At 51.0% G+C, this 12,554-nt stretch carries 4 protein-coding genes; 1 reads left to right on the forward strand and 3 read right to left on the reverse strand.

The window, feature by feature from the left end; genetic code table 11:
* Window positions 1-305: 305 nt before the first annotated feature.
* On the reverse strand, window positions 306-1,196 hold the full coding sequence (locus ACFOLF_RS37105; protein ID WP_210046737.1) for an aldo/keto reductase: 891 nt from the start codon (window positions 1,194-1,196) through the stop codon (window positions 306-308).
* Window positions 1,197-1,858: 662 nt separating this feature from the next.
* Entirely contained in the window at window positions 1,859-2,323 is a 465-nt protein-coding gene (locus tag ACFOLF_RS37110; protein WP_379113686.1) for a glycerophosphodiester phosphodiesterase, read from the reverse strand.
* A 1,398-nt stretch (window positions 2,324-3,721) separates the two neighbouring features.
* On the opposite strand from ACFOLF_RS37110, the gene ACFOLF_RS37115 reads away from it, so the two are divergent.
* Entirely contained in the window at window positions 3,722-4,798 is a 1,077-nt protein-coding gene (locus tag ACFOLF_RS37115) for a hypothetical protein (RefSeq protein WP_210046713.1), read from the forward strand.
* Between the two features lie 440 nt (window positions 4,799-5,238).
* Here the strand turns inward: ACFOLF_RS37115 and ACFOLF_RS37120 are convergent, their stop codons facing one another.
* Window positions 5,239-12,429, reverse strand: coding sequence for an S-layer homology domain-containing protein (locus ACFOLF_RS37120; protein WP_210046712.1), 7,191 nt, complete (start codon window positions 12,427-12,429; stop codon window positions 5,239-5,241).
* Window positions 12,430-12,554 lie beyond the last annotated feature (125 nt).

The following is a 12,554-nucleotide window of genomic DNA, read 5'->3' on the forward strand; positions in this document are numbered from 1 at the left end:
AAAGCACTAGGCTTCAAGCTGATCATCCTTATTCCCCCTTACCTTTCTTACAATAAAACAAAAAAGTCCGCTTTCGCGGATTGCTTTTGCGGATTTTTTGTTTAATAAAGTTAGCCTTACAATATAACGATCAATACATAAGCGGTTATCACCGGTCCGGCGGAGCATTCTTCGTACAGCGCTACGGATTAAGTTGTAAAGAAAATGTGCCAGCAGTTGCCGCATTAGCGAATTTGAGATATAGCAACTTGCAGGACTGCCTTGCTCCCTTATGTCACGTCCATGTATTGCTCTCTCCGGGCGGGTTACAGCCGGGATTTACCTTGGTATTCAAGCATCCATCCCGGATACTCCGGAGGCAAGGTACTGACCTCATCGAGACGTCGAATTTCTTCGTCGGTGAGCTCCAATTTTACAGCCGCCAGATTGTCCTCGAGTTGACTGAGGCGCTTGGCGCCGACGATTATGGACGTCACCACCGGCTTTGATAACCACCATGCGTGAGCAATGCGTGCAGGGCTGCAGCTATCCGCATCGGCAATTGGCCCCATGACATCTAGAATGTTCCACGCCCGTTCCTTATCGACGATAGGAAAATCGAATTCCGACCGCCGTGAACCTTCCGGTTTCTGATTATGACGGCTGAAACGGCCCGATAGAAGACCTCCGGCGAGAGGGCTCCAGACGAGCAACCCCATCTTTTCAGCCTCCATTAAAGATCCCAATTCGCGTTCCAAGTCCCGACCGGCAAGGGAATAATAAGCTTGCAGCGTTTCAATACGAGCGGCGTTCTTAAGTTCGGATATACCCAGCGCTTTTGCGATTTTCCACGCCTGCCAATTGGAAACTCCGATGTAGCGAACCTTGCCTTGGGTCACGAGATCATCAAGCGCCCTCAAGGTCTCCTCCAACGGAGTTACCGTGTCATTGCCATGTATTTGATAAAGATCGATATAGTCGGTCTGAAGCCGCTTCAAGCTGGCATCCACTGCATCCATGATATGTCCTCGCGAAGCACCTACGTCATTGGGACCAGCACCTACCCGGCTGAAAACCTTCGTAGCCAGCACAAAATCCTTACGTGCGATACCTAGGTTCCGGAAAAATTGACCAAGCGTTTTTTCACTTTCGTCATCGGCATAAGCATCGGCTGTGTCGAAGAAATTGACGCCTGCGTCGATGCTGGCCTTTACCAGAGTATCAGCCTCTGACTAACCAACCTCGCCGATGGTTTTATAGATTCCCTGCCCACTGCTAAAGGTCATCGTTCCCAATGCGAGCTGGGAACCGAAAATTCCGGTATTGCCGAGTGCTTTATATTTCATGTGAAATCCTCCCCTCTTATTTAACTGATATGCACGTCCGATAATTTTTGTACGTCCGACTATTTGATGCTAGCAATAATCTGATTGCCCATAAAGATTGCCTCCAATATTAATGCCATTCCACAAATTGATTATGTGATTTTTAGAATTTAAAAAATAGTTCATTCATGCAAATTTTCTGCCTATTCCTCCGAAAGCTTAAAAAAGAAAAGCTTGTTTCTCAGTGGAATTACCACAGACCCTCAAGCAAAAATTCAAGCTGACACTTCCGTTTCTTTAAAATAGCGTTCCACGATTCCGCCCCTAGGTAGCGTCGCCTCCGATAAAAGCCTGATCTGAGACGCATTTTCAGGTTTCAAATAGGAAGCTACCCTGCCTTCTATGACATCATTTCAGCACAGCAAAGAAACGAACCAGCTGCTAAACCGGTTCGTTTCTTGTTGTTCGTGCTCCGGTTTTGGTGTTTATGCTCCCGTGGTACTTCATACTAAAGTGGCGTAAACACTCAAAACATACACCGCAGTAGCACACCGCTAGGTGTCATTAAGATCTTGGCAGATGATCCGCATCAAATATGAAAACTTCAGCGTCAGGTCCTTGACTGCACCGGTGCCGTTGGTGCTGCGGTCCACTGTGTCATCGTGAAGAATCACAATCTCGCCGTCCTTCGTGGGGCGCAGATCAATCTCGATGACGTCAACACCCATGGCCACCGAATTACGAAAGGCTACCAGGGTGTTTTCCGGCATGTTCGGAGACAAGCCACGGTGATTGATGAGCGTAAGTTCCGCGTCCGGATACGGGAAGAGATTCGCCACATCGCGTACCGGCTCGCCCATGTTTACGCTGCCAGAATTGACCGGTTGCAGCACGATTGGGGTCTGCCGTTCTTGCTTGCCGACGGGGGTAACAGCTTCTGCTCGAGCGGTAACGCTGAAACCTACACTGACAACTAGAACCAATGGAATAATGGACTTATTCAACCAATGTTTTTTCATTTTCCCAACTCCTTCGTATAAAAATCACATTCTACATACAACGATAGTGCTTGTCTGTGAATTAACGATAAAGCCCAGGTTAAGTTATTGTAAAACACATTTTTCCTCTATTTCCATAATTTATTATGGCAGTAATTTAACATAGTTACTTTCGACTTACTTCTTGTATCATGTAAAGGTAGGGTACTTAATCGTCGTTATGATCGGGATCAATTAATGAACAGTATCTTCGTAAATTTCATAAGGAGCAGCTGCAACTTTGCCGTTCTAACCAGGATGACTTTCTCTTTTGACCATTTATCCGCCCATATAAACATAACGCATCGATCCTAGAACATTCTAAAAAAAGCAATGAGTTCGTCTCCGGGCATGATGGCCGGAATCCGAAGGCCCTGCTCATTAGTAAAACGAGGCTCGTCACGGTTCTGAGCGGATACCCGTGAAACCGTAAGGGTTACCGTCAAAAGCTCCGATGACCAGTGTATTTCCAGAGATCGTCGGAGAAGAAGCTACCTAAGGGTCACCTTACGAAACGGAATAAAGAGCGCTAAACAATTCGTTGCATGAAAAAAAGGACCCTTTTCTTCTACAAGGGAATCCGGTTATCGTAATCGCAACTAGAGCGACGTTTCAACTAACGTGCCCTTTAGCATAACAACCTACCTCGAATAAAAGTATTGCCTGAATAAGATAGTCATGATCAATTGCCGTAGAAAAGCCATCATCGATATCGCCGAACCGCGTTGTCGTGCATCAAAATGATGAATCGCCGCCATTTCCAACACCGAGAATGAAGCCCCTATACCTACTCCAACGATGATCATATAGAGCGTGATCGTAAAGCCGGTCGTCTCCGAAGACAAAGTCCCCAGTAGAGCGATCCCCGTCACAAAAATGAAGAAGAACACGATCATGATGTTACGATAGCTGGTTTTGCTTACATAGGAGTAATGGAAATTCCATGGGTTGTTTCTCGCTAAGGCGCTTCAAATCGATTCTAGACTGGGGTTCAAAAAGTCGAGCAAATAGGAGTGATGTGAGATGATCGCATAGCCCGCAACCTAGGCCAAAATCCAATAGTATCGGGAAAAAGCCCCCGTATATCGGACCGGTTAATAACCTTGTCAAAGAACTGGCGCTTCCAAATGCTCGCAATGGCCTTGTAAACAAGAGTCCTTTGTTGATCTGATTTGGAAGTTTACTCCAATGATGATGTGTTATAAGATGAATTTAATAGAGTAGAGAGCGATTGCCAGCGAAGTTGCGCGAAGACAAAGCCGTTCTCTATGAAACTTTCGATAAGTTAGGAGGGACTCATAACACAGAAGCAAGATCTTCCGATGTTCGGCTGAGCAATCGGAGCCGTGAGGGAATCCAAAATTGCCGGGAGGGATTTTAGTGAACAAGAGGAAGAAATGGCTGTTGATACTAGGGGTGACAAGCAGTCTGCTGCTATCGTCTGCAAACGCTTTCGCGCAAGGCGAGCTCGTTCCAATCGAAACATTGAAGCCGGGTGCGCCGATGGAGAAGCCCGTACTTACGCCAACCGGTGGACCGCTAATATTAAGCGATTCTCCCGAGTCCCCGAAGACGGAGGGGGCGTATTACCGCGATCAGGTCAGCGGGCAGTTCCGCATATTCTGGCATCACGCCAACATGACGGGAGCGCCTCTGAACGTAGCGGTGGCCGTTACCAATCCGACGGACGATACGGTTCAATTGTATACGGAAGCACAAGGTATCGGCGTCGACTATTATCCCGACATTGCCGGGCAGACCGCTCTGACAGGCTTTCTGGATTCCCGTTCCGACCGCAAGCCGGCGGCTACGCTGCAGCCTGGCGAAACCTATTATCTCGAGGCCGAAGCACCGCCGACGTACACGGTAAGCGGCATCGTTCAGATGCGTGCCGTTACCAAGAGAGGGAAGGACGACGCCGCCGTCACCGTCACGACCCTAGGCTACGTCAATAAGCCGGACCATCCCGAGGAGGAGTCGATCCTTCCGGGAGACGTGCATGTCCGCGGGACATTCCCGCATTTCGATCGGACCGGTATGCTGACTTACAATACGTCTGCCGGCAACTCTCTCATTCGGATATCCTCCGCCGCATCGGGACCGTTCAGCGACGCCATGCCCGGGGAATACGAGACCGGATATAGCGCCGTCGACGGGAAAGACGTCGTAAACAACGGCAACTACGGCGTCACGTACAATCTGTCCGTCGTGATTAATAACGAGAGCGGCTCGAAGAAACGAATTTCCGTCTATGACAATCCTTCGGGCGGCTCCGGGCATTACGTCGTCGAATGGGCGGGTCTCATCCTGCAATCGCCGTACGTGAACTATACGAAGGCTTGGAATATCGCCGATTTCAGGGTGAACAAGCATGGAAAGACGATCGCGTCGAATTTTAGCCTGACGGGCGGCGCAGCGGGACCGCAAACGATTTATTTCACGAATTCGAATTTCTAGGGACTTAGCCATGACCGAGTTTGCAATTTTCAAGAACGAGCAGTCATGAAAGGTTAATACGCGGTAAAGGCGATTGTCCTTAACCGCAGCCAGCTTTCCCCTCACGGCTCGGATTGTTTCGCCGAAATGCCCGGCATCGCAAACTGGTAGAGATCGCCCGATTCGGGCGGCCACGGTCGATCAAGTCGTCGATGCCTTTTCCCAGGGAAATTCCAAGTCTTCGAAGCTTCTAACCTACTTGAACCCGTGATCCTGCGCTTCCTTGGACTTGCTTGCCTCCCGCGGCCAACGTCTTGTCTGCCAATTCGTTCACATGTTCTCTGCTGTCGGCGGAGAGTGCGATAATTCCTGCGGCGCTGCCCATGCCAGGCGCACCACAAATAGCCAAGCCCCCGGCTCTAGAGCCGGGGGCTTGGCTATTATTGTGAACAGAAGAATCTTTACTTATTGACGAACGCGAGCGCTCTAATCAGGATGACCGTCGCCTCGGCTCTTGTTGCCGTCTTGTCCGGTGCGAATTTGTTGTCTCCGACGCCTTGAATGAGGCCGTTCTCCACAGCCGCCGCGACTGCCGCTTTGGCCCATGCCGGAATCTCGGCGTCATCCGCAAATGGGGTTTCCGCGTTAGTGTTATTGGCGATGCCAAGCGCATTCGCAATCATCATCGCCATCTCGGTACGGCTGATTTGCGCGTTCGGTCGGAAGCTGCCGTCCTCGTAGCCTTTCACGAATCCGGCCTGCACCGCCTGTGCGATGCCTTGTCTCGCCCATGCGCCGATTGTACCCGTATCGGTGAACGCCAAGGTGGCTCCGCCCCCTTGCAGATTCAGCATGCGAGCCATCATGACCGCGAACTCGGCGCGCGTAACTTCGCCGTTCGGCTTGAATGTACCGTCGGTATAGCCGTCGATGATTCCATTCGCAGCCGCCTGCTTAATGCCTGCTTCCGCCCAGTGGCCCGCAATGTCACTAAACGTCACTTCCGCGGTTGCCTCAGGCTCGCTATCGGGAATATCATCACCTTTTTTATCTACTGCGAATACCGCGAACTTCGTAAAGTGATCGACTTCCGCCGTAATCCGCTCGCCGCTCGTCTCTCCTCCGATCTCCACCCACTCCATCTCTTCCTCATCGTAGTAGAAAATAGAGGCGGTTTGGTTCGTGCCGACCAAATCCGGATCGAACGTTAAGGTAATCGTGACCGGGTTCGAGAAATTTTCCGTGAAGTTTTTCAAAATTTCATATACCGGGCTAAGAAGCACGTCATCATCGGTTACGAGCTGCGAAGTATTCAACACTCTCTGAACCGTAATCGTCAATTGCTTCTCCGATGCTCCGGGGGGAACCGTGATCGTAACGGCGTTATTCTCAAACCGGGCCGTGCCGCCGACGTCGGCAGGCAACGTAATTCCAGATGGTGTTGCCGATCCTCCGCCCCATCCTCCGCTTCCACTGCCGTTGCCATCGTCATCGTCCGATTCGGCAGCGCGGTTGACGATAATCGAGTACACCTTCTTCGTCTCCCCATCCTCTGCCGTCACAGTAACCGTTACGGTATTGTCACTTACGGCCAGATCGTTGCCACCCTCAATCACAACATCGGCGGTCTCGTCGGCCGCAGTTGCCGCAACTGTCACGGATGTTTTGCTGTACGGCACATTCACCGTGTAGCTCGTCTTGTCGGCGCTAAATCCGCTTACTGTGTTGCCGTCCACCGTAAGATCGGTCAAATCGACGTTAAATACCGGCATGTCTTCATACTCGGCCCTCAGCGAAACTGGGTTCGCCGGCATTGTGAACGTGAACGGATTCTCGGTATAGCTGTCATTCGCGAGACCGTCCGCCGTCCATTTGACAAATCGCTGCCCGTCCGGAACGTCGGCCGTTACCGTAACTTGCGCGTCTTCCTTGACTTGCGCGGGACTGTCCACCGCATCTCCGTCTACCGTAATGGCGCCTCCGTCTACCGTCAGATCGGAGACAATCCCATCGATAATCTTGAAGGTAACGTCGATCGTGTGTTCGCCGTCCACATTTTCAAACGTATACTCGCCCGCCTCGGCAGCTTCGGCGTTCTCCACGCCGTCAATCTCTACCGTGTCCACTTCAAAATTTTCGTTAGGCGTGAAAGTAAATGTCTGACTTTGTCCGTGCTCGACCAAAACATATCCGCTGGGAGAGATGGTTCCACCCGAACCTGCCGATGCATTAATCGTTACGAGGTTATCTCCATCTTCGCCGATATCGATCATTCTGGGTACGGGTACATTGTTCGCCGCATCCCACTCCCAATGAATTTCAAAGTCCCACCCCAGATCCTCAAACGTTTCTTGCTGCGTGAAGTCGGCTGCTGCCTTTTCCGCAAACACAGAGACGATTTCCGAAGGCAATCCGCTCGTGCTTAGCTTGGCGCCGTCATAGTAGTTGATTTGATCCGCGTCCATGATCGGACTGTCGCTGGACCAGTACCCTGCCAATTTGCCAAGGCCGTCCCCATATACCGTATTCGTGACCGTATTGCCACGGAAGGTTTGGAGCAGGCTGCCTGACGAACCGCCCATGTCACCGACGACAGCGCCAAAATACTCGCCTCCGTCCGGTCCTGTGACCGAACCCGCCACAAAGTTATTACGAATGACGCTGCCCGTTGTCGCATCCTTCGTTGTAAGAGGCGAACCGGAATTGTTCCAACCGGTACCCCCAATCAAGCCGCCGATTCTCGTTCCGTACACATCTGCGGTTACGGAGGAATTTTGCAAGACGCCCGCATGGAGCAAGCCTACAATCCCGCCCGTATAGCTGTCGCCGCTTACTTTCCCATCCACATAGCTGTTCTCCACCGTACCGGTGGAAGTTCCTGCAATGGCGCCGGTATTATGGCCGCCGCTAATATCCGCATTCACCAAAGCCACATTTACAATTCTTCCGCCTGTGCCCAGGTAGGCAAATAACCCGGTGTTATCGTCGCTGCTCGTAATTCCCAGGTTGCGTATGACATAGCCTTGTCCATTAAATGTGCCTAAGAACGGCGTTGGTGAGCCGCCTCCGCCGATCGCCGAAAAAGTCACGCCCTGCATATCAATATCGGCCGATAACTCGTAGTTTCCGTCAATCGGATAATCCGGTGTGCCGAACCCTTCCGAGAATGCAGTCAATTCGCTGGCCGTTCCGATTTCTACAAGATAAGCGGGTACCGTCACGTCGACCGGCTGACTCTCATGATAGCCTTCTTTGGCGGCATAGCGTACCTGATACGTGCCGGGGATAAGGTCTGTGATCTCGCTGCCGGTAACAGGCGTATACACGTCAGCCGACGAAAGCTTGTACTCCATTCCGACCGAGACGCCCGTGATCTTGCCGTCTGCATTCGCGTTCGTCGTCGGAGCCATGCCCGATAAACCTGTGGGCGCTTCCTGGAACTGGAGCGTATCGCGGTTGATTGTGAAGGTATCCACTACGCTCATATCGGAAACGCGGTAGGTGCTCACCGTGAAAGAAGTGCCGGTGATGTCGACCTTCGTAATATTAGCCGTATTCTCCTGATTCTTCACCGCGGCATATGGAAAACTCGCATTCTGAATGGCGTAATGCTTGCTGCCGCTCGAAGAGTTTGCGGTGATGTAGAGTACCTGTCCGGCTTCCGGATTCGTCACGCTCGAAGGTACGCTGCCTTCCGGGATGACCGGGGTTGTGCCGTTCATCATGTAGCTGCGTGTATACACATGATCGTGGCCCATGAATACGACATCAATTCCAAATTTCGAGAAAACAGGGGCCATATCTTCACGCCGCTGCAAAATATCGTCGTTCAGCGCATGGTTTGCGACACTGTAAATCGAATGGTGGAACGTGACCACCTTCCATTTCACATCCTGGCCGTGCGCATCCAACGTCTCCTGCAGGAATTGCGAATGTTCTGCCGCACTGAGATTGTTGGAATTAATCGACATGAACAGGGTGTTATTGTAGATATACCAGTAGTCTCCACTGCCGCTGCCGGCGCTGGAGACCCCTCCCAGGGAGGAAACATTCGGCATGTTGAAGTGCTGGGAGAAAGCGTTGCTGGCTACATCGTGGTTACCGACGTCGACGGCCAACGCCAGGGATTTGAGTACATTGGGGCTAAGCAATCCATTATACTGCGTTTCGGTATCCGCGGTTTCCACCTGATCGCCCGCGGTGATTAAGAAACTGGACTGCGGGAAAGCGGCGGCCGATTTGTTGAGCGTGTTGGTCCAGCCGGCCGTGTCGTTTGCGACGTTGCCGCTGCTTCCGATCTGGGGATCACCCGCGAACAGGAAACTGAAATCGCCGGTAAAGCTCTGCGTCTTAAAGCTGTAAATCGGCGACCAGCCGTCGTCAGTGCCGACGCGGTAGACATACTCCGTGTTGGCGGCAAGGCCCGTGATGGTCGTTTTGTTGGTCTTGAACCCGGTCACATTGGTGTCGGAAGCCACCGCAGCGAACTCCTGATGCTCTGTCGGGAATTCACCGCCCGTCAGTTCGGATCTCAGCGCGAGCTGCACCTTTCCTGCGGTCGGGGCGTCGCTGTACCAAACCACGTTCCGCTGCGTCTGGTCAGAGCCGATGTTCAGGGTAACATTCGTTACACTGTAAAGGTCCATATCCTCGCGGTAGCTAGGGATGGCTGTAAATTCGACATTGCCGTCTTTCACGATCAGTTTGTAGGTATCCGGGTCTGCAAACAACACTGCCACACCGGGTTTAGCGTATCCGCTATATACAACCGGATTATTATCTTTCGCGCCTACCTCGGAATTGGGGACGATTGCCAGAGATGCATCGACTACATCGTACAGGGATGCAAGATTATTATAACCGTGATGAGCTACCTGCACGATGTCGCTGCGCAAGGTATCGGCGCTGTACATTTGCAGCATATCGTTCTGAACTAGGGTATTGACATCTCCCAGCATTAAAAAGGTTTTGCCGTCCATCGTGAGCTTAAATACCGTGCTGGTATCGTTAAAATCAGTAATGGTGGTGACGCCGCTGCTGTTCACGGCATCCTCGTGGGTATGCAGCACATCAAACCCGACTCCCTGGAGACTAAAATGCTGACCAGTGTGCAGCTTCACATACTTGGCGTTGGGAAAGTTTGTGCTGAAGCTTTGCTTCATCAAAAATGTACCGGCGTCATAGCCGCTTCTCATGGTCTGGAAAGACGGTGTATTGAACAATACGCTTTCCACATTCAGATTGTCATGATAGGCGTCAACGAAGGCGTGCGCCATATATACATGATCGCCGTGCGCGTGGGAGAAGAACCAGGCTCTGATGTTGATTTTTGAACCGTATGGCTGTCCTGTAATCTTGTACATGAACTTCATGAGGCCGTACTGCGCAGCTTCGCTGCTCTGATTCTGATGTCCGCCGTCAATGACAAACAGGCTGTTGTCCGCCAATTTGACGATCATCAGGGCACCGCAATCACAATGTTTTGATGGATCGATCGGGCCTATGCCATTGGCATAATCAATGCTGTATAGATAGAATTCGGTGCTGCCGCTCCCTATTGTTGCAGAATCCAAATCGGATAAAAGTGTATTAGTGGAATTGTCTTGAATAATGCGGGCCTGATGAGAATTGGCCGTGTAATATAAATAGAAATATTGGCTTCCTTGTTTCAGTGAATCATAGATGTTGCCGTCGATCTCCGTATGGGCGATCGGTTCAAAGCCGTTTGAAAGAAGACTCTGAACGTATGCATTAAAGGTTTCCGCACTTGTCTCACTGACTACAACCATTTCCGAGTCTTCATTTGTTACGGAATACTGATCGTTGGCCAATCCGGGGCCGCTGTTATAAGTTTTGCTAAGGGTACCATCCGGATAATTGGGCAGGCCTCCGGGCATCGTCGGCGCATTGCTGTTGGTTATCGTCTTGGTAAAAACGGTCTGACCGTCTTTTTGGGCCGTAATGGTCGCTTCAGTCCATAAATTGTCGGGGATGCTGTTCATAGCAACGCTATAAAGCGTGGAGCCGTCAGCGGCGACATAAGTGATATCGCCGACTCTCACGCTGTCGCCGGAAGGAAGCGCGGCAAGCGCGGCATTTTCGATAATGGTGGTGGAATCTTTTGTAAGGGCGGCATTCACAGTCAGCCCCTGCGTATCGACCGATCCGTCTGTTTGAACGAAGTAATAAATCGTGTTGAGATCATTGCCTATCGATTCTTTTTCTATGATGCCATCGTAATCCTGGTCTGCAAGAGTGCGTGCCTTCTCAAAATACAGAAGAGGATATCCTCCCTCGGGGTTGGAGGTGTACGCATTGGCACCGTCCTCTGTGACAGTGATTTTTGTCAACAGATCGGCAGCAGAGTTGAATGTGGTGCCAGGCGTACCAGCCGGATCCGAGGCACCATATTCTGACCTGCCTGCCATATAAAAGTTTTGAAAAGTCAGGTTCGAAGCGTTTTTAGCGTAGCCGATTTCAGCTGCCAGCGGATTGGGAGAGGCGTTGTAAGAGTATATAATCTCCAGATTGCTTGTGTTGGCATAGCCAAGAATACCAAAGTAGTATCCGTTACCTCCGTTCTTCACGGTGCTTCCACCATCGGCATAAGCAATGACGTTGCCGGTATTGTAGCTATAATCGATACGTCCGCTTTTAATATAGCCGATGATACCGGCCGCGCGTTCGCCCGCAATGTTGTAAATGGTCACATTTCCCTTGTTGGCGCTATAGGTGATATCGGCGTTGGTTGCAGCGTTGCTGGAAGAAGTCATGCCCACGATTCCGCCGACATTATTACTGCCGTTCGTCACAGTTATATCGCCGTTATTCACGGAAGTTGTGACAACGCCTTTTGCAAAGGTTGTAACTAAGCCCAATATGCCGCCGACAGAACCATTTGTGCCGGTGCCCAGATCCCCACCAGGATTGGCAGCTTTCGTGGGCGATGTTACGTTGATTGTTCCGTTATTCGTGCAGTTTGCGATGGTACCGCCAGGGTTTCCTTTGTTAAGGATAGAACCCGCGATCCCACCTGCATGAACAATTCCTGTCGCGCCTTGCACGGTGATGTCCACGTTGCTCGTGCAGTTGATAATTCTGCCCCCTGCAATATTCGCGGCAACGCTGCCGACATAACCGCTGTAAATGGTGGCGTTGATCGTACCACCGACCGTCAGATTCACAACGGTACCCGACACATAACCGAACAGACCCACAAGGTAAATACCGTTTTGAGGTCTTGTCTGGTTGATATTGAGGGTGAGGGTATGGCCCGCGCCGTTGAAGCTTCCCGAAAACGGGGCGTCTGCCGTGCCGATGGGTATCCAGTCGGTTTGCACGGAAAGGTCAATGTCATTTGTCAGCACATAATTCTTGTCGGGATTCCCCGCCGCCCAAAGCAAGTCATCAATAAAAGAAATTTGATAAACGCCGTGGCTTGTGGCCGGTTCAGCCACCCCATTGCTACTGCTGCTCGATGTGGTAAATACAGTTTGGCCGTCTTTTTGAGAGGACTCGTTTTCTACACCCGCCGCAGCTGCGGGCCTCGCGGTCAAAGGCAGTGCGCCGAGGAGCAGCGCGATGACAAGGAGCAGGCTGAAAAGCTGTTTGCCCCGCATTGCCCACGAATGTTTTTTCAGAATGGGAAGCATGTTTGTTCCTCCTTAGAATTTAGATTAATCCGGGTGCTTAAATACAATTAAAACAATATAGTAAAAGCCGTGAAACGTCCGTTAATTTTTAGTTAAGAGAGTGTGAAATAATTGTCTTTAATTCG

Source organism: Paenibacillus sepulcri (assembly GCF_042647105.1).
Lineage (GTDB): Bacteria > Bacillota > Bacilli > Paenibacillales > Paenibacillaceae > Paenibacillus_Z > Paenibacillus_Z sepulcri.

What these genes read in the sequence shown, in the direction of transcription:
- ACFOLF_RS37110 (WP_379113686.1), bottom strand. Translation starts at nt 2,323, where the DNA reads ATGAAAAAACATTGGTTGAATAAGTCCATTATTCCATTGGTTCTAGTT.
- ACFOLF_RS37120 (WP_210046712.1), bottom strand. Translation starts at nt 12,429, where the DNA reads ATGCTTCCCATTCTGAAAAAACATTCGTGGGCAATGCGGGGCAAACAG.